Below are 22,741 nucleotides of genomic sequence, written 5' to 3'. Positions count from 1 at the left end.
GAGTAATATTTTTGCGCCGAGTACACCGCCTATGCAATGTACAGAATGTCTCAACCTCAACCCTGCCAGCGCTCGTTTTTGCTCTCAGTGTGGCCGCATGTTGGCCGATGCTCCGTTACCGCGCAGCGAACGGCGGCGGGTTACGGTGATGTTTGCCGATTTGGTGGGCTTTAGCTCGATTGCTGAGCAGATGGATGCTGAGGCGGTGCATCGCTTGATTAATGCCTGTTTTGATCGCTTGGTGCCAATCATCGAACATTACGGCGGGGTCGTCGATAAATTTATTGGCGATGCGATTATGGCGATTTTTGGCGCTCCCCTGGCTCACGAAGATGATCCAATTCGTGCTGTACACGCTGCCAGTGCTATGCTCGATGCAATTGCTGAACTTAGCCAACAAGAAGGCCTCGCTTTGGGCTTGCACATCGGCATTAACACTGGCGTGGTGATTGCAGGCGGCATTGGCTCGCTCGGTCGCCAGCACTATTCAGTGATTGGCGATGCGGTTAATTTGGCGGCCCGCTTGCAAGATTTAGCGAGCAACGGCGAGATTTTGGTTGGCCCTGAAACCCAACGTATGACGGCCCATGTCTTTGATTTTGCGGCGCTGGGCGAAAAAGCTATCAAAGGTCGTTCTGAACAAGTGGCGGTCTTCAAGCTCCGCGGCCTCAATCCGCGCCCCTCATCTGGCCGTGGGATCAAAGGCTTACAAAGCCCCATGGTTGGCCGCAGCAACGAACTCGATAGTCTGTTGGCGGTAACCGATAATTTGGCCAATCAGCGCGGACGGGTAGTGATGGCAGTTGGCGAGGCGGGCATTGGCAAAAGTCGGCTGTTGACCGAATGGCGCAACCAAAGTTTGGAGCAATTGCCTCAAGTCGTTTGGTACGAAGCCCGCTGTCTCTCCTATACCCAAGAAAGTGCTTATGCCCTGCTGCGCGATTTGGTGCGCTCATTAATTGGCGTTTCGCTCAACGATGGCGAAGATGAAATGGCCGCTGCCTTGCATCAAATCGCTACGGCGCTCTTGGCAGATCAAGCTGATCAGGTGATTCCAGCGCTGAGCCATTTGTTGTTGCTGCCAGCCTCACGCCGTTTCGATGAACTTAGCCCCCAAGCGTTGCAAGCCCTCTATATCACCGCCGTGCGGCGTTTGGTGTTGGCCCAAGGTCAACATACCCCGGTGATTTGGTCGATTGAAGATATTCACTGGGCCGATGAGGCTTCGGTTGATGTGCTGCAAAGTTTGTTGCAATTACACAACGACATTCCGTTGGTAATTTTAGCGACCTCGCGGCCTGATCGCGAAGTGGTTGGCTGGCGTTTGGTCGAAGCTGCCCGCGATTCAAAAGGCCTTGAATTGAATCTAGCTCCATTATCGCTAGCCAATGGCCGCGAATTGATTGCCAATTTGCTGCATTTTGATGGTCTGCCCGAGCATTTACGCACGGCGATTCTCAACAAAGCCGATGGCAATCCCTTCTTTGTCGAAGAAGTTATTCGCACCTTGATCGATCGCGAAGCGATTATGCATGATGGTAATAGTTGGGTGGCGCTTGAGGCAATCAATCAAATCGAATTGCCCGATAGTGTGCATGGCTTGTTAGCAGCGCGAATCGACCGTTTGCCCAGCGAGTTACGCCAATTTTTGCATATTGCGGCAGTGATTGGGCGACGCTTTGCGATTCGGGTGGTGGCCGAGGTGATTGGCTCAACCGCCGAAAAACTGACCAATTCGATCGATTTGTTGGTTGATCGTGAGTTGCTACGGCGAGATCGCACCAATCCCAATGGCTATTTGCGTTTCCGCCATGCCTTAGTCCATGAAGTGGTCTATAGCACAACCTTGCAAACTGAGCGCCGCCGTTTGCATGGCGTGGTTGGCGAAACCTTAGAAACGCTTTACCCTTCGCGACGCGAGGAATTGGCATCAGCTTTGGCTAACCATTTTCTTTATGCTGAGCATCCCAAAGCCTTTGAATATGCTTTGCTGGCTGGCGATGTGGCCTATCGTCAATATGCTTTGCGCGAGGCGATTCGCCATTATGAACGTGCTCACGAGTTAAGCCATCAGTATGAGTTGCCCTTGGGCGTGGTACGCGGCTTGTATCTGAATTATGCGCGGGCAACTGAGTTGGTTGGCGAAACCAAGCAAGCCCTCGATTTATACGATCATGTGCTCGAACGCTGCGACAGCGAACATGATACTGAATCGTTGACAATGGTCTTGATTGAACGCGCCCGTTTGTTGATGTTGCCGAGCCTGCATCGCGACCTTGATCGCAGCCGTAGCGATACCATGCGAGCCTTGGAATTAGCGACCCAACAGGGCGATCGTCAGTCGGAAGCCCGCTGTTATTGGCTCTTAGCCTTGATCGAAGGCCACCTCAGCCGCTTTACCGACGCTGAACCATGGGGCGAAAAAGCCCTAAGCCTGGCGCGTGAGTTGGGTATGCGCGAGTTGCAAGCCTATTGTTTGAACGACTTCCATCGGGTGGCGATCAACCGTGGTCAGCATGAATTGGCCGAGCAAATGTTGCGCGAAGCAATTGAATTATGGCGTTCGTTGAATAATCTGCCGATGTTGGCTGATAGCCTTTCGGGCATGGCCGATTTCTACTATTCGCGCCGCGATTTGGAGCAAGCGGTGCGCTACGCGCGTGAGGCCGAGCGCTTGTCCGTGATGATCGGCAATGCTTGGAATTTAGGTTTTTCGCGCTCAGTACTTGGTGGTATCGCGCTCGAAACTGGCGATATTCAACAGGCACTGCATATGTTCCAGTCATCGATCGAACAATCGAGCATTTCGGGGCCGATTATGCTCAATATGTATTCGCGCACCGAATTGCTACGTTTGTATCGCATGCTCGGCGATTATGCTTCGGCGCTGGTGGTGCTCGATGCGGCTGAGGCTTATCTGGAACAAATTAATGATGAGGCCTTAGCAACCTTGCGCCAATTGACTGCTGCGCTGCGTTTGTTGATCTCGATCGAACAAACCCAACCTGAGCCAGCCGCTATGGCTGAGGCAATTCGCCAAGTTTTGGCTTTTGATTTGGGCGATCAACAGGTGATTGCTGGCATTATGCTACGGGTGGCGCATATTGAATTGAGCCTAAAACTCGGTGAATATGCTCATGGCGAACGCTTGTTGGAGCAAGTTGTTGAGCAACTTTCAAGCTTGTGGTTTGGCACATCGTTGGTCGTCAACTATCGTGCTCGTTTGGCGGCGGCTCAAGGCAAAATCGTCGAAGCTTTGCAACTGAGCGAAGGCCTGATCAACGAACAACCTGCTGGCGATATTCATGAAGTTTGGCGTTTTCATGCTTGGCGAGCTGAATGGCTCGAAACGCAGGGCCAGCCAGATCAGGCATTGACTGAACGCCAACAGGCTCAGCGTTTGATTCGCCATATTTCAAGTAATATTTTGCGCGATGAACTGCGCGATCATTTTCTAGGCATGCCCTTGGTTCAAGCGACGCTGCAAGAACCAAGCTCAAGCTTCATTATTTAATATTTACTTGTGATGGTTAACTGACTAAATGATTGATCGATTCCCTCACCCCCACCTTTCAAGGGTCTTAATAATGATTGGGTGGAATTCGTCGTCGATTGGCATTCCCTCACCCCCTAGCCCCCTCTCCCGCCGAGCGAGGCGAGGGGGAACCATCCAATCATAACCATTGGAACGCCCCTCTCCCGCCGCCGTGGGAGAGGGGTTGGGGTGAGGGAATCGATTATTTTATGAAGTCAACGAACCATTTCAATTATTTGGTATAGGATCGATATTTTGAGAACAGGTGTGATAGTCTTTCGCTGATCCAAATCAACATTGTGAATTAGGAATGCGACGCAACGGGGCGTTGGCTCATGGGCTGGAACGCTGCTAGCCAACTGCCCATGCTGCGCTGTTGCACTGGTTCTCGTAGATGCTGCATTTTGTAGCAAGGAAAGGTCGAATCATGACCGCGAGTGATCAACAAATCAACGACTTGTTGACTCAAATGACGTTGGAAGAAAAAATTTCGCTGACGATCGGCCAAGATATGTGGAGCACCCACCCCGTCGAACGCTTGGGGCTTGGCTCGATCAACATGAATGATGGCCCGCATGGCTTGCGTAAACCCCCTGAAAATTCCTCAATTGGCATTATTGATGCGATTCCAGCAACCTGTTTTCCCACCGCCGCCGCCGTGGCCTCAACGTGGGATGTTGATCTAGCCAAAGCGATTGGTGAGGCGATTGCCCAAGAATGCCTAGCCAATAACGTGCAAATTGTGCTTGGCCCAGGCGTTAACCTCAAACGCACGCCCTTGGGTGGCCGCAATTTCGAATATTATTCCGAAGATCCGGTTTTGGCTGGCGAGTTGGGCACAGCGTTTGTCGAAGGTGTGCAAAGCTATGGCGTTGGCACATCGCTCAAACATTATGCCTGCAACAACCAAGAATTCGAGCGCATGACGATTAGCTCGGAAGTCGATCAACGCACCTTGCGCGAGTTGTATTTGGCAGCCTTCGAGCGCGTGGTCAAACGCGCCCAACCTTGGACGATCATGGCGGCCTATAACAAAATTAATGGAATCTATGCGACCGAACATCGCCAACTACTGACTGAAATTCTGCGCGAAGAATGGGGCTTTGAGGGCATTGTGGTTTCCGACTGGGGCGCAGTTAACGATAAAGCCGCTGCATTAACCGCTGGCCTCGATTTGGAAATGCCTGGACCAGCGCTTAATCACGTTGAATTTTTGGCGGGTTTGGTACGCAAGGGAGCGCTCTCAGAAACCGTTATCGACGCTGCTGCTAGCCGCATGCTCAAGATTATTCTGCGTGGAATTGCCCAACGCCAGCCCGAAGCCAGCTATGATAAAGCTGCCCATCATGCTTTGGCTCGCCGCGCTGCTAGCGAATCGATGGTGCTGCTCAAGAATGATGGCATTTTGCCATTGCAGCCAACTGCTGAGAGCACAGTAGCGGTGATCGGCAATTTTGCTCAAAAGCCACGCTATCAAGGCGCTGGTAGCTCGGAAATTAATGCAACTCAGGTTGATACGCCGCTTGAAGCACTGCAAACCTGGTTGGCTGGGCAATCGGTTGAAGTTAATTTTGCCGCTGGCTACGATCACGATGGCAACACCAACGATCAATTAATTGCTGAGGCGGTGGCTGCGGCCAAAAACGCTAGCCTGAGCTTAGTTTTGGTTGGGCTACCCGATGCCTACGAGACTGAAGGCGCTGATCGGGCGCATATGAACATGCCAACTGGACATAATCAATTGCTTGAAGCAGTGGCGGCAGTTCAGCCTAACACGGTGGCAATTTTGATCAACGGCTCAGCCGTGACGATTCCATGGCTTGGTCAAGTGCGGGCGGTGCTTGAGGCTGGTTTGGCGGGTCAGGCTGTTGGCAGCGCTTTGGTCGATGTACTTTCTGGTGTCGTCAACCCCAGTGGCAAATTGGCCGAAACCTTCCCCTATGATCTCGCTGATACTCCGGCCTTTTTGAATTATCCAGGCGAGGCGGGAGTGGTGCGTTATGGTGAAGGCCTGTTTATTGGCTATCGCTACTACGATGTCCGTAAGGTCAAGCCGTTATTCCCCTTTGGTTATGGCTTATCCTACACCAGCTTTCGGTATGATCAGATTGCGCTGAGTGCTGCAAGTATCGATGAGGCTACGCCCTTGACTGTCAGCGTCACCCTGACCAATACTGGCGAGCGAGCTGGCAAAGAAGTTGTGCAAGTGTACGTCAAACCGAGCAATTCGGCTTATCTACGTCCAGTTAAAGAATTACGAGCCTTTGCTAAGGTCGAATTGGCCGCTGGCGAGACCAAAACTGTTGAACTAACCCTCAATGCCCGTGATTTCAGTCTATATGATCAGCAACGGGCAGCCTGGCGCATGGAAGGTGGCAGCTATCAGATTTTGGCTGGTGGTTGCAGCGCTGATTTGCCCTTAGTGGCCGATCTAATGGTGAATGAAGACCCACGTTCAGCTCGCAAAGTGCTCACGCGCATGAGTTCCATCAAGGAATTCTTGGATGATCCGATTGGCGCTGAGATTTTGCATGCGACCGCTGGAGCCTTTATCGAAGGCCAAAGCGCTAGTACCCGTGCGATTTTCGAGCCAATTCCGTTGGCCAAATTTGTTAACTTCGGCTTCTTCGAGGCCAGCCAAATTGATGAGATTGTGGCCAAGGTTAATCAGGACTAGTTGGTTGTTGGGGATCAGTGGCAATCCCACTGATCCCCTTTTTGATCTACAAAGCGCACAAAGGATGAAACCGCGAAGGACACGAAGATCGCGAATGTTGGCTTAATCATTCTATGGCATTTGTGGGCACTTCAGTCATTTAATAATCGAACCTTGGCGTTCTTCGCGCCCTTCGTGGTTCCAGCTCTAGCTCTAGACCCTTTTGATTTTTACCCTTCATTTCTCAAAGCATTTAACTAGCGTACTACATAGGGAATTGCAACTATATAGCGTTGTTGCTCAATTGGTGTGCTACTTGGCGTACTGCTGGGCGTTACAGTATTGGTTGGTACGATGGTGCTTGTAGCGGTATTGGTTGGTGTCGCAGTATTCGTTGGCGTGCTACTTGGTATGACCGTACTTGTCGCAGTATTGGTTGGTGTGCTACTTGGCGTATTGCTTGGCGTTGCAGTATTACTTGGGGGCTGTTGGGTGATCCGCAGATGCGCTACCCCTAACGATGGCATCGAACCAACATGAGTAAAATTGCCTGCAAGATACAGATCGCTACTGGTTACGGCAATCTGTTCAACAGGGCCATTGACTGGTGTTGCCAAGCCTTGCCATGTTGCACCATCCCAACGGACGAGCGAGCCAGTTGTTTGTTGATTAACAGCGTTAAAGCTACCACCAACATATAAATAGTCGTTACCATCAATCGCCAAGCGGTTAATACCATTATCAAACTGAGCAAGCTGTTCGAATATGCCATGAGGATTCATATAATACAGCGAATTATCCCCACTAATGTATAAACTATCACGCCAAGCTGCGATTTGCGGATAACTGTGATCGCTCGGTTGTAATACATCAACTTCCTGCCAGCTATTGTTGCGCCAAACATCAATAGTGATCAGCCACGAATAGCGTTCAGAACGAATATAAACGGCATAGAACTGATTCCTAATTAGGTAAATCCGTGCATCCGCATAGGAGTGACGAAGATTGTGCAATTGCCATGAGTGATCGTCGTTGATCTGGACCGTTTTGCTATAGGTTTGGCCATTGATCATACCTGGATTGCCATGCGTCAGCAAACTTGTTCCAGAGCGTGCCCAATTGTTTCCAGTTCCGTTAATGACGACTGGATTGGTTAGAACGCCAGTGGCATTAAACTCCCAAAGTGCGCTTGGTGTGCTAGCGTTGACACTAAATGGATTGCTACTAACCAAATAGGTGCGCTCACTGTCAACCGTGAACAGCTTGCTCCCCTGACTCATCCCATAGATTTGTTGCCACATTGTGCCATTCCATTGTTGCAGGTTGGTCTGCCCATTAACATTAACGACAACTTGGCGATTTACGCCGCCAATATCATAGACTGGGACAGCTAAACTTGTGGTTGCTAGGCTGGTTAGGTTCGTTCCATCCCAAGCCAGCAATTGACTTGGTTGATTATTGACCATGAACTGGCCTGCGATATACAGCTGATCGCTATTGCCCACGACTGAGCTGATGCTCGTAATACTGGCAGGAAGTTGCACTGATTGCCATTGCTCATTCACCAGTTTCCAGATCGCATTCGTGCTATAGGCATGCAAGCCATCGGCATCAAATACACCACGAATCCCTTCGGGCAGATCATTACCAATCTGCGTCCATTGGTTATTGCTATAGCCATAGACATTGGTTTGTTGTGGGTTTTCCGTTGGGTAGCCCCATGCATAGATTGTGTCTTGAAAATTAACAATATTTTCTTTATCGATGGCTACATTTGTGGGCATTGGCATTGACGACCATTGTCCATTCGCAAATAGGGCCAAACCATTGATTTCAACATTATTGATATATTGAAATGCGCCAGTAACGACCAATTGTTGCCCCGTGGAGGCGGTTCTTAGCGCCTTATCTTCGAAATTGCCAAGCGCACCAATTCCGCTTGGTTTCCAATAGGCCACCGAATTGGCTGCAATCGTATCAAATTGCGAGAAATTGCCAACAATATATAAGGTATCGCTAATAACCGCGAAATCGTTGACTTGTGATGGCGTATGATCCCAATAATCATTTGTACCTTGTGTGCCAGCCCCAAAGCCTTGAAACTCTGAGCCATCCCAACGGGCCAGCCCGCGAATGCCCTGACCTGCAAGGTTTTGGAAACTCCCACCAATAATGAGTTGGTTTTGGTAGGTTTCAAAGGTCTTGATGCTATTAATGTCGTTTGGCTGTAAGCCGTGAGTGTGCCAGTTTGTGCCATCCCACGATATTAACCCATTGCCAAGCTGATTGTTGAGGTAGGCAAAATTCCCTGCCACATATAAGCGCTGATCGGGGCCAATGTAGAGTTTGTTGATGCTGCCGCTTGTTTGCAGGCTATTGCCAATCGTGCTATCCCATACTCCATCAATTGGCGCATTGGTCGGTTGTTGGGCACGCGTGATTGCTAAACTAAATAAGGCGGTTATGATCGTGAACGTTAGCGTTGCACGGCGACCTAGCTGCCAGAACTTACCCATAGATACTCCTCAAATCAATTGCATCATCGTAGAGCGATAGCGGTATAGTAGCATTGATCAAGCATTGTTACCCTCATACATTAGCCGCAAATCTCTGTGAAAGTAAGGTAACCCACGAAGAGCACGAAGTTGCACGAAGGACGAAACCGCGAAGGGCGCGAAAACCACCAAGATTCGATTATTAAATGACTGAAGTGCCCACAAATGCGATAGAATAATGAAGCTAACATTCGCGATCTTCGCGTCCTTCGCGGTTTCAGCTCCCTAAAATTGCCTTGAGCCAAAAAGAATGCCATAATTGGTCATGCCAGTGCTGTGGGAGACTGCTTATGACCAGCTATCAGCATTCAATTCGTCAACGCCTCTACCAATTCGATTCGCTCAAAACTCTCTTGGCTAAGGCTACGCCTGAACGTTCGGGCGATGCTTTGGCTGGCTTGATCGCTGCTAGCGCCGAGGAACGAGTGGCGGCGCAGTGGTGTTTAGCCGATCTGCCATTAACTACCTTTCTCAACGAAGTGCTAATTCCCTACGAGACTGATGAAGTGACGCGCTTGATCATCGACAGCCATGATCAAACTGCTTTTGCGCCAATTCGCCATTTGACGGTTGGTGGTTTGCGCGAGTGGCTGCTCGATTATCACACCGATAGCCAGCAGTTGGCGGCGGTTGCGGCAGGCATCACGCCCGAAATGGCGGCGGCAGTTTCCAAAATTATGCGCAACCAAGATTTGATTGCGGTCGCCAAAAAGTGCCAAGTGATTACGCGCTTTCGCAATACCTTGGGCTTGGCGGGGCGTTTTTCTTCGCGTTTGCAGCCTAATCATCCAACCGATGATCCCGAGGGGATCGCAGCGGCAATTTTCGATGGCTTGTTGTATGGCTGTGGCGATGCGGTAATTGGCATCAACCCAGCGACCGATAGCCCGCAAGCCATGACCAGTTTGCTACATTTAATTGATGAATTACGTCAGCGATATGCCATACCGGTGCAATCGTGTGTGTTGGCCCATGTTACCACCGCCTTGCAGGTGATCGAGCGTGGCGCTCCGGTCGATTTGGTCTTTCAATCGATTGCTGGCACCGAGGCGGCGAATCGTAGTTTTGGCATCGATTTGGCCTTGTTGAACGAAGCCAATCAAGCGGCACTCGCCTTGCAGCGTGGCACAATTGGCAATAATGTAATGTATTTTGAAACTGGCCAAGGCAGCGCACTTTCAGCCAATGCCCATCATGGCGTTGATCAACAGACCTGCGAAGCGCGAGCTTATGCCGTAGCGCGGGCCTTTGATCCATTGTTGGTTAACACAGTCGTGGGCTTTATCGGCCCTGAATATCTCTATGATGGCAAGCAAATTAGCCGAGCGGCCTTGGAAGACCATTTTTGTGGCAAATTGTTGGGCCTGCCGATGGGCTGCGATGCCTGCTATACCAACCACGCCGAAGCTGATCAAAACGATATTGATAATTTGCTGGTGCTGTTGGCCAGCGCTGGTTGTACCTATGTGATGGGCGTGCCTGGCGCTGACGATATTATGCTCAATTATCAAAGCACCTCGTATCACGATATTCGCTTTGTGCAGACAACCTTGGGTTTGCGCCCAGCGCCTGAGTTTGAAGCATGGCTCCAACAGATTGGCATTAGCGATCAAGCAGGCTTGTTGATTACCAACGAGCGCCATCGTTTGTTGCAATCAGCCGCCCAATTGGGAGAATTGTAATGGCCGAACAAGCAGAAACTGAGCTTTGGCAACGCTTGCGCCAATTTACTAATGCACGCATTGGCCTCGGTCGGGTGGGCGATGCGCTGCCAACCAAAGCTCATTTGACCTTTCAACAAGACCATGCCTTGGCCCGTGATGCAGTCCATGCCCAGGTTGATTTTGCGGCGATTTCCAGCGCATTACAACCTGAATTTCCCCAAATCCTCAGGCTCAAAAGCGCCGCCTTGGATCGGGCAACCTATCTCAAGCGGCCAGATTTAGGTCGAAGCTTGTATGCTGAATCGCGTCAGCAGCTTGAGGCCTTACAAGCTGAACCATATACTGTAGCCTTGGTAGTGGCCGATGGCTTATCAGCAGTGGCGATCGAACGCCATGCTGTGCCGCTACTGAACATAATCATGCCGCAACTTGGGGCGCTTGGTTGGTCACTAGCGCCGTTGGTGCTGGTTGAACAAGGGCGGGTGGCAATTGGCGATGAAATTGGCGAATTGCTCAAGGCTGAATTGGTAGTCGTTTTAATTGGTGAGCGGCCTGGCTTGAGTGTTGCCGATAGTTTAGGCATCTATTTAACCTATGCGCCGCAGCGAGGTCGCAACGATGCTGAGCGCAACTGCATCTCCAACATTCACCCACAAGGCTTGAACTACGCAGCGGCTAGCGATTTATTAATCTATTTGTTGGGGCAGGCGCGGCAACGGCGCTTGACCGGAGTTGCCCTCAAAGACGAGCGCCAGCAACTTGGCGATCCTCAAACCGCGACACTTGCATAAAGCTTGGTAGAAAATGTCAAGTTTTATCGGCGATGCTTTGCTATGCTGCTGCTATCGGATTGATGGCTAGTAGGAGCAACCGCAATGCTAGGGCGTAAAAAATTCCTGTTGAGTGGATTGATCATACTTGGTTTGGGCCTCGTTTGGGATAGCCGTCCAGTTGCTGCCGATAGCGTGGTGGTGGGCACTGGCACACCTGCTAGTTGTACTGAGGCGGCCTTTGACGTTGGTTTAGCTCAGCTTTTTCCAGGCGAACAAGTACCAGGTGGCACGCTAACCTTTAATTGTGGTGCGAATCCACATACGATCATTTTAACCAGCCAAAAATTTTTGCACGATGGCTCAGTGATTGATGGTGGTGGCAAAATTACGCTTTCTGGCGGCAATACGACGCGGATTTTTTGGGTCAGCCAACAAGCGCGGGTCGAAATTCAGCGCATCATCCTGACGAATGGTAGTGCTGAGCATAGCGGGGCGATTTTCGTCGAGCCAAATTGGAGCGGCGAGTTTACCAATTTAACCCTCAACCAAGTAACCATTAAAGATAGCCAAGCGACATCATTTGGTGGCGGAATTGGCGCACAGCATACCAACCTGACCCTGATTAATAGCCGCATTGAAACCAATCGATCGAGTGGCAGCGGCGGTGGTATGAGTTTCAATACGGGCAGTTTAACGATTCGCAATAGCCAGATTGCCAATAACAAAGCTGAAACCGAAGGTGCTGGACTTGAGGCATGGGCGGCAATTTTGGATATTCGCCAATCGGATATTGACGTAAATGAGTTGCTGGGCCATGAAAATACCGATTTTGGCGGCGGTATGGTGATTCGGCAAAGCAATGGTATTTTTGAAGGTGGCAGGTTGTGGGGTAATGTTGCGGGCCAAGGCGGCGGCCTCTATCTGCGCGAAGGCAGTGTGCTGGAGTTTAACACCAGCAAATTTGCATCAAATGTGGCTTTTCACGAAGGCGGTGGGGTCTCTATTGCCGCCAATGCAGGTTTGACCATCAAACACAGCATTGTTGATCTGAATGTATCGGCATTGGCTGGCGGCGGCATCGCCAACCAGGGTAGCCTTCAGATTGAACGCTCGACCTTGATCAACAATAGTGCTTTAGATGGTGATGGCGGTGCAATTGCTAATTCAGGCTTGGCTGTGTTGAGTTACAGCACGATTGCCAAAAACTGGTCTTGGCGCGGTGCTGGGCTAAATAATCGCCCTAATGGAACGATTGGAATTGATCATGTGACAATAACCGCTAATACTGCTGAGGGTGATGGCGGTGGACTCTATCATGCTGGCAATCAATTTACCGTCAATAACAGCATTATTATGGGCAATAACGCCGCAACAGGAGCGCAATGTGGCTACGCCAGCCAAGCGCCGAGCATGAGTTTTAGCTTGTGGAGCGATGGAAGTTGTGGCAGCCAAACCAGCAATGGCAATAAACCAAATACTTGGCCAGTGTTGCGGCCTTTGGGCTGGTATGGTGGCCCAACTCCAACCTACTTGCCGCTTAGCTATAGCGAATCGACCGATGCTGGTTCATGCGCAAGCTCCAGTGTGACCGATCAGCGTGGTTTGGCAGGCTTTTTGGGTGCGGCCTGCGATATGGGCGCGGTCGAAAGTGGCGCGTTGTGGTATCAGGTCTCGCTACCGATGACGATTAAGTAAAGGGCTACGAAACCACGAAGGACACGAAGAACACGAAGGATGTATATTTGTGGAATTTGGGTAATTCGCGAGAAGCACATGATACGAGGTTTAACGCAGAGACGCAGAGAAGTTATAGGCTATTTGTAATGGTTTATGAGGTTGCCAACCGCCATTATGCCCTCACCCCCTGACCCCCTCTCCCGCAAGCGAGGAGAGGAGGAACCGCTCCAAGAATGCGCCCCTCGCCCGCCGCAGTGGGAGAGGGGTTGGGGGTGAGGGCATGGGAGTACTGATTATTAAGCGTATAAACCATTACAGCTATAGGCTATCGGAAGATTCGTGATAGCCCATAGCCTCGCCCCTTCGTGGATCAATTGTGCTAGCCCTACCCCTTTTGCTTCAGCCGTGCTATGCACAATTCAATAAACTTTTTTGTGTGGACGGTGTTTGGATGTTCTACACCTAAAACTTTTTGTCTAAGCTTGAAGACAGATTGAAAGAGTTGCAAGGCTTGGCGATAGTTACCTTGGTCATAAAAGACACTGGCGATTTTATATTGAGTTGATAAAGTGGAAGGATGTTCCATTCCTAATGCATGTTGCTTACTTTCTAATACCACCTGATGATAAAGCAAAGCATCGCTATATAATCCTAAAGAACGGAATACATCTGCTAACTTATCTTGAGTAGTTAGTGTATGAGGATGATCAGTGCCTAAAATACGTTTTTGGGCAGCTAATATTGTCTCAAAAAGATTTAAGGCTTTGTGATAGTCTCCTTGGGTTTTAAACACATCTGCGAGTTGACTCTGAGTTATCAGAGTATGAGGATGATCCTCGATAAAAATATATTGTTTAATGGTTAATACTTCCTGATAAATCTCCAGCGCTTTGGTATAAAACCCTTGAATATATAATATGTTGGCGAAATTATGCTGGGTACTCAGTGTATCAGGGTGATCCTTTCCTAAAACGTTTTGTCTGTTATTAAGTACAAATTGATAGATGTGTAAAGCCTCTGTATAAAGTCCCTGGTCTCGTAAAACACTAGCAATACCATTTTGGGTAGTAAGGGTATTGGGGTGTTCTGCACCTAAGATCTGTTGTTGTATACGAAGTATGGATTGATAGATAGTTAAAGCTTCAGTATAAGCTCCTTGGGCATGTAAAATATTTGCGAGGATATATTGAGTTTCTAATACTTCTGGATGATCAGAATTATGAGTCTTAATTTTATGATTCAATACCTCATGTATAGACTGTTCTGCTTGGCGATAATTGCCTTGGCGTTTATTAATTTGTGCAAGGATTGCTAGGACATTGCCCGGATAGCCGTCCTTGGTTTTTTCGGTTTCATGGCAGGCGGTGAGATGGGGTACTAAAGCCAACATTGCCTCGCGGTTCCAATTTTTATAGGCAGCTCTACCTTCAGCAATTAAAGCAGCGGTCATGGTGTTGGTGGCGCTAGGGTAATCCTCGGCTTCGATAATTCGAATCGCCTCGCGCATGAGCGGGTGCAGTTGCGGCGGATCGTGATCGAAAAAGCCACTTTGGCGCAGCGCATACAACCATCCGCCAATAGTTGCCGAATCCTGCTCGGTTGCGCGTACGAGTAAATTGATTGGAATTGGCGCGTTTGGTGCGCAACATGCTAGCAGCAACAATATATGGCGGAGTTGGGCTTCATCGCGATATGGACTCTTGAGTAGGCCATAGCTCACGCGCACCGTAGCGACGACGCTCCATTGATGGTTAGTTGGCGAGCGATGGACGTTTTGCAAGTTGTTGGCGCTGGTTTCGAGTTCACTCAATAAGGCTTGTTGCACTCGTTGATAATAATTGGCGACAGCTAGTGAGGGTTCAAGTGTTCCCAAGGCCACACCCATCACATGTAGCGCCAAGGGCAAATAGCCTACCAGTTTGGCTAAATCGTCGGCCTCTGCAGCGGTCACGCGTGGGGCAAGTTGTTGCAACATTTGGCGACTTTCAGCCGCAGTCAGCAGATCAATCGCAATTGCTCGAACATTGCTCGATGACCAAACCGCGTTGCGACTAGTCATCAGTACACGGCAGCCACTTTGCGGGCCTGGCCGATAGGCTTCAAAAACCGATTGCCGTTCGCAATTATCGAAAATCAACAGGCGCGGAATTGGGCTATTGAAAAAGCTTTTAATGTCGTTGAGCCGCTGTTCAGGCGAGATTTGGCTGCTATCACGCTGAGGAAACAACTTGAGCCACAATCGATCAATCGAGGGCAAGATAGTGGTATCAACCTTTGATGTGTCAACCAATGTATACTCGGCATTGATCCAATATACGCCGCCAGCAAAATAATGGCCATAGCGATAGGCAAATTCGAGTGCAAGGCTGGTTTTGCCGATGCCGCCCATGCCAGTAACCGCCAGCGTTGGCACAATCATGGTTGGGGTAGTTGAGGCCATGGCCGCAGCCAGTTGCTTTAACAAATCTTCGCGCCCAACAAAACTACTGATCGGAAACTGATCATCAAGCATCCAATCAGCCCGTGGGCGTTGATGGGCTGGAATAGTATCAAGCGGGATTTGGGCTAGCAAGGCTTCGGCTTGTTGCAGGGTTTCAGCATCAGGCATGGTCGTCATCCCAACATCTCCCAACGATTGAGTGCTAGGCATATGATAGCGCTTGGGCACAGGGTTTGTCTATAGGTTGGGGATACGGAACCACGAAGAACGCGAAGCGCACGGAGGATGAGCTTTTTCGTGAAATTCGTGTAATTCGTGGCTAAAAAATACCACAGATTATCTGCTGACCCCTGAACCCTGATTCCTGACCCCTCGCCCCCGAATCCTTGCTTGACGTGAGCAACAAGCTTCATTACACTCAATGGCTGAAGCCACTTACGATTCACAGCCTTCGGGCAGGGAGACTATATGCACAACGTTGTGGTTATTACAACGGGCGGCACGATTTCGACCAAACGCACACCGCAATGGAGCGGCGCAGTTCCAATGCTCAAAGGCGATGATTTTTCGGCGATGCTCCCACGCGGCGAGTTTAATGTTAGCTTTCAAGATTTTACCAATTTGCCAAGTAGCCATATTACTCCAACTATGGCCCTCGATTTAGCTCAGCGGGTCAATAGTTTGTTGCTGGGCGAGGCTGATGGTGTGGTGGTGACCCATGGCACCGATACCTTAGAAGAAAGTGCTTTTTTATGCGATTTATTGATCGATTCGAATAAACCTGTGGTGTTTACTGGCTCGATGCGCATCGCCACTGATGTTGGTTATGATGGCGTTACCAATTTAACTGGGGCGATTCGGGCTGCTGCTGCTCCGCAAAGCCGTGGGCTGGGCGTGATGGTTGCCTTTAACGATCGTTTGTTTTCAGCTTCGACGGTGCAAAAAATCGATTCGCAAACCGCTGATGCCTTTGATGCGCCAGGTTTTGGCCCAGTTGGCAGTTTGACGGGCGCAACTGTGCGAATCCATCATCAGCCCAGTGGTCGCCAATATATACCATGTTCGCGCTTGGCTGAGCGAGTTGATTTAATTTACGCCACCCAAGGAGCCGATGATCGTCAACTGCGGGCGGCGATTGATACCAACTCACAGGGGATTGTAATTGCAGCTTTCGGCGGTGGGCGCGTGCCGCCATGGTGGTTGCCAACCATCCAAGAAGCGCTGAACAAACGCATTCCAGTGGTGGTGACGACGCGCTGCTTGAAGGGCATTTGCTACGATGAGTATGGCTATGTTGGCGAATATCACGATCTCAAACGACTTGGTGTAATGTTTGCCCAGCAGCTTTCGCCAGTCAAAGCACGCATCAAATTGATGGTTGCCTTGGGTGCAGCCGCGCATCCTCAAGAATTGCGCGAGTGGTTCGCGGAATAAATGAATTCCCCCTCTCCTGCTGGGCGGGAGAGGGGGCTAGGGGGTGAGGGAATCATAATCGATTAGAAATTAGGGAAATCGGCCAGCCAACGCATTGGCGATATTAAATGGATCGCTAGCAACAACAGTGGCGGCATATAACTCCATCGCCCCAATATCCGAGCCACGGCTGTTGGGGTCGCCACGATCAACAATTCGCACAATTGTTGGCACATTGGTCCATGATTCGGGCGTGTCGTTGAGCGGTGGCATGGTGATGCTCACGTTGAAGCTTTGCACCCCCAACTCGGTTACAAAACAATCAAGCACATGGTAGAGATATTGGGCCAACTCTTGCACATCGTTGCCAAACAGCACGACCTCTTTTTCCTTGATGGGCGTGAGCGAGACATAGCCATGGGTATTGTCGCTATGAATATTCAAGCCCAAGCCTAAGGCCCGATGCACCCGCCAAACATCTTGGAAATAATTAGCGTTATGTTGGTTGTGATATTGCTCAGCGGTGCGTCGCAACAATTCAACCTTGGGATAGGCCATGCCATGCGAGACTGACATCTGGGCATGGCCGTGAATGACTGATGCTCCCGAACGCCAGAGGCAATTCCAAATAAAGAATGGATAGACCGCCTGCGGATCGGCGGTATGCACCGCATCGAACCAACGTCCAGCAGTCTGAATATAATCCTCGACCCGTTCGAGGTTAAAATTTAAAGGATTATGTTGATCGAAGATCAGCACGCCATGCCAGCCATCGAATTTGGCAACATTGGAAGCGCTCAGACAATAACGTCCACGCACCCGGCCAAAACGATCTTCGGGCGTGCCACTTTCGGGAGTACAAAAGCCCGCTTCATCCTGAGGGCCAGCACTGGCAGCGATAATTTGATCAATATCCGATTGATAACGGCCTTGCTGTGGTCGCAGCCCGCGAATGCGGTTGAAAATTGCACCTTCGAGCGTCCATTGATTGGTAACCCGAATAATTTCTTGGTGCAATACAGCTTCGACACTGCCAAAAGCGCGTTCAATCCAGCCATGCATGCGGTCTGGTGGATGAATTGTGCCATGGCTCACATCAACGCGGAACAGTTGTCGCCACAAAGCGGCAACCGAGGGCGGCAAGCCCGCCACCAAACGCGGCAGATGAGTGATCACGGCTCCTCCGTGGTTAATGCTAAATAAGGCTTCTTCAAACGAATCCATCGTCCACAGCGACTCACGAACGCTCATTCGCGTCTCCATAGCTAGCGCGTGGCCGACGCGCTGCACGACTGACGAGGGCACGTCGATAGAGTTCATCGTAGCGTTGGGCCGAACGTGCCCACGACCAATCACAGTGCATCGCCCGCTTAACTGCGGCTTGCCAGAGTTCTGGGTGTCGATACAACTCTAGAGCACGCATCATGGTGCCATACAGCGATTGACTCTCTGGCTGGGTAAATCCAAACCCGTTGCCCGTCCCGGCATAGGTATTAATATTCTCAACGGTATCGGCTAGCCCACCAACCGCGCAAACTAACGGTAAACAGCCATAGCGCTGAGCAATTAACTGATTCGTGCCGCCTGGCTCGACCAACGATGGCATTAATAAGACATCACTTCCTGCATAACACTGATGCGCTAGGGCTTCATTGAAGGTCAAGGCTACCGCAACTTGCTGTGGATGTCGTTGCTGCAAATCACTGAGCCATTCATGATAGCGGGCTTCACCAGTCCCCATTACCACACATTGGAATTGATGATGGCTTAATAGATTTTCGATCGTCTCGGCCAGTAGTCCCAAGCCCTTTTGATCATTCAGTCGTCCGATGAAACAAAACAACGGCTTACTTGGATCAACTTCCCAGCCCAATTGCTGTTGTAGGGCGATTTTGCAAGCTTGTTTACCAGTTAAATCGTCGTAACTAAATGGCTGGGCTAGGTACGAATCAGTAGCAGGATTATAGCGCCGATTGTCAATGCCATTCAAGACCCCAAACAGCCGATCACGCCGATCACGCAATAATGGGTCGAGGCCTTCGCCGAATGCAGGAGTTAAAATCTCGCGAGCATGGGTCGGGCTGACCGTATTGATCATATCGGCATAATAGATGCCACGACTCATCAAATCGACCACCCGATGCAAACTTGGCATATCCGAATGGGCAATATAGCCATACTCAGCGATGCCTGCCATCTCCAGCACCCGCTGACCAAACACCCCGCGATAGGCCAAGGTATGAATGGTATAAACCGAGGCGGTGTTGGCAAAAAACTGATCATCGCGATATGAGGTGCGTAACCAGTTGGCCACAATCGCTGCATGCCAATCATTCAAATGAACCACATCGGGCTGCCAGCCTTGGGCACGGGCAATTTCTAGCGTGGCCTTAGCCCAAAATACAAAGCGCTCAGCATCGCCATCGCCAAGATACACCTCAGGCTGACCAAACAAACGCTGATTTTCGACCATCCACACCTTGACATCGCTATCAGGCAAGGTTGTGGTGTACCAGGTAGCAGGTTCGGTAGCATCGGCCAACGGAATTTTCAGGGTGATTTGACTTGGCTCTAGTTGCCAGCGGCTTGGCTCGATATGGCCATACCGTGGCATGGCTACAACCACTTCATGGCCCAAGGCTTGGAGGGCGCGGGGTAGCGAGGCGGCAACCTCAGCTAAACCACCAGTTCGGGCAAATGGCTCGACCTCGGAGGCGAAATATAAAATCCTTAACGGTTGTTCATTCATTATGCTGCTTTTCGCTGAAGTGCGATAAGAAAGCCGCCCGTGCCTTTGCTTGCATGGTCGGCCTCGACTGTGCTTGCTATGCTACCACATAGCGACGGCTGAATGCAAACCCTCGTAAGAACATAGAGCCTAGAACAGAGGGGCTAGTGGTTAGGGATCAGGGGCTAGTTTAACGCAGCGGCGCAGAGTTTATGAGAGGTCAGCGATCAGGAGTCAGGGATGAGGAGTGAGTAGTTGGTCTTGCACTGCCAAGCTGATCCCTGACCCCTGATCCCTCGCCCTTCGTGGCCTTCGCGGTTAAACTTACCCCAACACCTCAATCGGAATTTGCGGAATCCGTTCGAGCATGCCTTGACCAAATACCTGTTGCAAGCCCAAATGGGGCATATGAATGTAGCCAATATGACAACCACACGTGGCATTAGCACAAACTCGCGGTTGCAAGGCGGCTTGCCAATCAGCGTTATAAATATTGCCAATTGGCTCGCGCACAAAATGACAACGCCGGATTGTGCCATCGCCATCGACCGAAATCACGTTTTCGCCAGTAGCACAAACCTTGCCTTCCGAAGGGTGGCGGGTATTGTTGATTGGAAACAGCGGATCAATCGCGGTGAGCTGGGCAATTTCCTCAGGGCTATAATAGCCAACTTCGCGCTTGTAGGCATTGACCCATAGATAGATTTGTTTGGGTAAGGCTTCGCGCAAGGCCGCAATTTCAGCTTGATGTTCGTGTATGCCGACAACCCCCACGCTGATCGGGATGCCACGTTCGATCGCTTCGTGGCAACGGGCCAAAAAACGTTCGCGCGGCGTTTGGGTCGGATGATAGGTTGCCCACAAACCAAGCCGTTGTTTGGGGCAATCCTCGGCCCAATCCAGCCGCGCCGAAAGATTAGTTTGGATGGCGACTTTTTGGACATGCGGTAAATTAGCCAGCTCAACAATTGCCCGTTGATAGCGCCGCCGAATTAATGCCTCGCCCCACGGCGTGAAAAAAACGCTTAATTCAAGCTGGATTTGCTGGGCTGCCCAAGCTACAAAGCGTTGCAAGGCTGCTTCATCGTGGGCATGCTCGGCAGCAGTTTCTTGATGCTTGGCAAATGGGCAATAAGTACAGCCATAATTGCAGCTCGACAAGGGGCCACGATACAAAATTGCTAGTTTCATCGTAGGATAAACTCCGCACTAAGCTGACGAATCTGCGGCGAATATAGCCAAGGGCCAATCAGATCTGAGCGTTCTAAACCGGTTGGAGTTAATTGATACACGCCATGCTGATATTCAGCCCAACCACACTCAATTAATTCGTTGATTTGGCTCAAATCAGCTAAAACATCGCTGCCAAATTGCGCCCGATAGGCTTGCGTATCCAGCCCACTGACCTGTAACAGCGATTGAATCACAAAGCGGCGGTGTTGCTCAGCACTCGAAACAACACAACCATAATCAACTTGGCTCAAATCAAGCAAACTGCGCTGATTGTAATTTTGAATAATTTGACGAACCGAGCTAGCCCCAACCGCATAATCGCTGGAATAATGGAGCTTGCGAGTGTACGAACGCGCACCAGCGCCCAAGCCCAACATCCCATCAGTTTGGCAGCAATACCTTGGTGCTTGACTGTCGTCTGGCGCATGAGCGGCGCGAAACATACGCATTGAAATTTGCTGATAGCCTGCCGCCAACAAGCGTTCACGGCCCGCCCGATAGCATTCCAAGCGTAAATCGTGCTCCCAGCCTGTGCCCCGCCGATCCAAGCCAGTCAACGGTCGCACATACAACGGATACAAATACAACTCTTCGGGCCGCCACTGCAAGGCAATTTCCAACGATTCAAGCCATGTTGCCACGGTTTGGTTGGGCAAACCATAAATTAAATCAATATTTAATGTGGGAATTTGGGCTGCGCGAATTGTGGCTAGCGCCTGCTCAACCTCAGGTCGGCGTTGGGCACGGCCAGCAGCATGGGCTTCATGATCAAGGAAGCTCTGCACCCCAATGCTTACCCGATCAACCCCTGCTTGACCTAATATCGCCATGCGATCAGCGGTCGCAGTGTGGGGCGACGTTTCAACCGATAAGGGAATCGCTCGTGAATCGACCCCAAGCCAGCGCTGGCTCATGCTAAAAAGCTGATCCAATTCGCTAGCACTTAAATAGGTTGGTGTACCTCCACCAATCGCCATGCGACTAAACTGCACATCGCCAAGCTCGTTGTGAACTGCCTGCATCTGAAGCTCTAACGTCGCCAAATAGCGCTGTACCATCGATTCGTTGGGGTTAGTGGTCGTGAACAAATTACAAAAGCCACAGCGCATCTCGCAAAAGGGAATGTGCAAATATAGAAATAGTTGATCATGCGCTTCGTCGGCCCAAACTTCGCGTAACGAGCGTGGCTCCAGCTGGCGATAGGCCGATTTATGTGGGTAACTATAGCTATAGCCCATGTAAGGCGTAGCATTGGCATATTCACGCAGATGCATGGGCTTCCTCCAAACAGCAATCAGCATAGGGCACTGTCCAAACCGTGGGATGGGCTAGGCGATGGCCAGAAAAACCATCCTCGCCATAGGCTGTACCATGATCAGAACAGAGCATTAAAAAGCTTGGGTTGCGCCGTCGTAGCGCAGCAAATAAGGCTGGCAACTGGCTATCAACATAGCGTAAAGCCGCCGCATGACTTGCCAACGTATCACCTTTCGCGCCAGCCAAATAGTGGCAATTGGGTTGATGCAAGGCTGAAATATTGATAAACAGAAAGATTCGTTGCTCGGCTGGGATTGCCTGTAAGCGCTCAACTGCCAAGGCCACCTGAAACTCGGTCGAACGTGGCTCGGTCACTCCCAAGCCTGGCTCCCAATACGATTCCTGAAATAAATCGGGCAGTACACAGCTTAATGCAGTTTGGCGATTGAAAAAGCCCACGCCGCCGATACAAATCGTGCGATAGCCAACCTGCGCCAAGCCTGTGACAATTTCTGGTGCGTCAAAGGTAAAGGTTTGCTCAGTGGTGGTTTCGCTGCCAGCAAAACGGGCCGCAAACAAACGGCCATGTGGGCCAGGTGTAGCAGGCGTGGGCATAAAACCAGCAAACATCGCTTGATGCGCAGCATAGGTGAACGAGCCTGGGCTATGGCGTTCTTGCCAGCCGTCTGGCAACAGTGCCCGTAAATTGGGTGTGCCACCATTCGTCCACTCAGCTACCGCCACGTCGTAGCGCAAAGTATCCAAGGTTATGAGCACAATGTCGTGCGTTGGAATGTATTGTTTCATGGG

General features: G+C 50.5%; 13 protein-coding genes. 6 read left to right on the top strand and 7 right to left on the bottom strand.

The window, feature by feature from the left end:
• The first annotated feature begins 31 nt into the window (after positions 1 to 31).
• Together ABEB26_RS09675 and ABEB26_RS09670 are read left to right on the top strand one after the other, a co-directional pair.
• Positions 32 to 3,514 carry an ATP-binding protein gene (locus ABEB26_RS09675; RefSeq protein ID WP_345721778.1) on the top strand — a complete coding sequence of 1,161 codons (3,483 nt, stop codon included), beginning with the start codon at positions 32 to 34 and terminating at the stop codon, positions 3,512 to 3,514.
• Between the two features lie 448 nt (positions 3,515 to 3,962).
• A complete protein-coding gene (locus ABEB26_RS09670) occupies positions 3,963 to 6,212 on the top strand; it encodes a glycoside hydrolase family 3 C-terminal domain-containing protein (protein ID WP_345721777.1) in 2,250 nt (749 codons plus the stop codon).
• Positions 6,213 to 6,448: 236 nt separating this feature from the next.
• Here ABEB26_RS09670 and ABEB26_RS09665 read toward each other — a convergent pair whose 3' ends face one another.
• The gene (locus ABEB26_RS09665; RefSeq protein WP_345721776.1) at positions 6,449 to 8,707 is read right to left on the bottom strand and encodes a hypothetical protein; all 2,259 of its coding nucleotides are present in this window, start codon (positions 8,705 to 8,707) and stop codon (positions 6,449 to 6,451) included.
• Between the two features lie 329 nt (positions 8,708 to 9,036).
• On the opposite strand from ABEB26_RS09665, the gene ABEB26_RS09660 reads away from it, so the two are divergent.
• The 3 genes from ABEB26_RS09660 to ABEB26_RS09650 all read left to right on the top strand — a co-directional run bounded on the left by ABEB26_RS09660 (position 9,037) and on the right by ABEB26_RS09650 (position 12,878).
• Entirely contained in the window at positions 9,037 to 10,428 is a 1,392-nt protein-coding gene (locus ABEB26_RS09660) for an ethanolamine ammonia-lyase subunit EutB (RefSeq protein ID WP_345721775.1), read from the top strand.
• Complete coding sequence (gene eutC, locus ABEB26_RS09655; RefSeq protein WP_345721774.1) at positions 10,428 to 11,201, top strand: ethanolamine ammonia-lyase subunit EutC; 774 nt, start codon at positions 10,428 to 10,430, stop codon at positions 11,199 to 11,201. The genes ABEB26_RS09660 and eutC overlap by 1 nt, the downstream gene beginning before the upstream one ends.
• A gap of 84 nt (positions 11,202 to 11,285) precedes the next feature.
• Positions 11,286 to 12,878, top strand: coding sequence for a choice-of-anchor Q domain-containing protein (locus ABEB26_RS09650; protein ID WP_345721773.1), 1,593 nt, complete (start codon positions 11,286 to 11,288; stop codon positions 12,876 to 12,878).
• Between the two features lie 367 nt (positions 12,879 to 13,245).
• On the opposite strand, the gene fxsT is transcribed toward ABEB26_RS09650, so the two are convergent.
• Entirely contained in the window at positions 13,246 to 15,477 is a 2,232-nt protein-coding gene (gene fxsT / locus ABEB26_RS09645) for an FxSxx-COOH system tetratricopeptide repeat protein (protein ID WP_345721772.1), read from the bottom strand.
• 291 nt (positions 15,478 to 15,768) lie between these two features.
• Between fxsT and ABEB26_RS09640 the strand changes: the two genes are divergently transcribed.
• Positions 15,769 to 16,734: an asparaginase gene (locus ABEB26_RS09640; protein WP_012189385.1), complete on the top strand. Its 966-nt coding sequence runs from the start codon at positions 15,769 to 15,771 to the stop codon at positions 16,732 to 16,734.
• A gap of 69 nt (positions 16,735 to 16,803) precedes the next feature.
• On the opposite strand, the gene ABEB26_RS09635 is transcribed toward ABEB26_RS09640, so the two are convergent.
• The 5 genes from ABEB26_RS09635 to ABEB26_RS09615 form a co-directional block, all read right to left on the bottom strand.
• Complete coding sequence (locus ABEB26_RS09635; RefSeq protein ID WP_345721771.1) at positions 16,804 to 17,964, bottom strand: hypothetical protein; 1,161 nt, start codon at positions 17,962 to 17,964, stop codon at positions 16,804 to 16,806.
• Positions 17,951 to 19,462 carry a glycogen synthase gene (locus ABEB26_RS09630; protein ID WP_345721770.1) on the bottom strand — a complete coding sequence of 504 codons (1,512 nt, stop codon included), beginning with the start codon at positions 19,460 to 19,462 and terminating at the stop codon, positions 17,951 to 17,953. The genes ABEB26_RS09635 and ABEB26_RS09630 overlap by 14 nt, the downstream gene beginning before the upstream one ends.
• Positions 19,463 to 19,765: 303 nt before the next feature.
• A complete protein-coding gene (locus tag ABEB26_RS09625) occupies positions 19,766 to 20,632 on the bottom strand; it encodes an STM4011 family radical SAM protein (protein WP_345721769.1) in 867 nt (288 codons plus the stop codon).
• The gene (locus ABEB26_RS09620) at positions 20,629 to 21,948 is read right to left on the bottom strand and encodes an STM4012 family radical SAM protein (RefSeq protein WP_345721768.1); all 1,320 of its coding nucleotides are present in this window, start codon (positions 21,946 to 21,948) and stop codon (positions 20,629 to 20,631) included. The genes ABEB26_RS09625 and ABEB26_RS09620 overlap by 4 nt, the downstream gene beginning before the upstream one ends.
• Positions 21,935 to 22,738 carry an STM4013/SEN3800 family hydrolase gene (locus ABEB26_RS09615; RefSeq protein ID WP_345721767.1) on the bottom strand — a complete coding sequence of 268 codons (804 nt, stop codon included), beginning with the start codon at positions 22,736 to 22,738 and terminating at the stop codon, positions 21,935 to 21,937. Before ABEB26_RS09615 ends, ABEB26_RS09620 begins: the two co-directional genes overlap by 14 nt.
• Positions 22,739 to 22,741: the final 3 nt, after the last annotated feature.

Source organism: Herpetosiphon gulosus (assembly GCF_039545135.1).
In the GTDB taxonomy this organism is placed as follows: Bacteria; Chloroflexota; Chloroflexia; order Chloroflexales; family Herpetosiphonaceae; genus Herpetosiphon; species Herpetosiphon gulosus.
The sequence above is the reverse complement of the archived record's forward strand: the minus strand, read 5'-3'. Positions and strand labels throughout refer to the sequence as shown.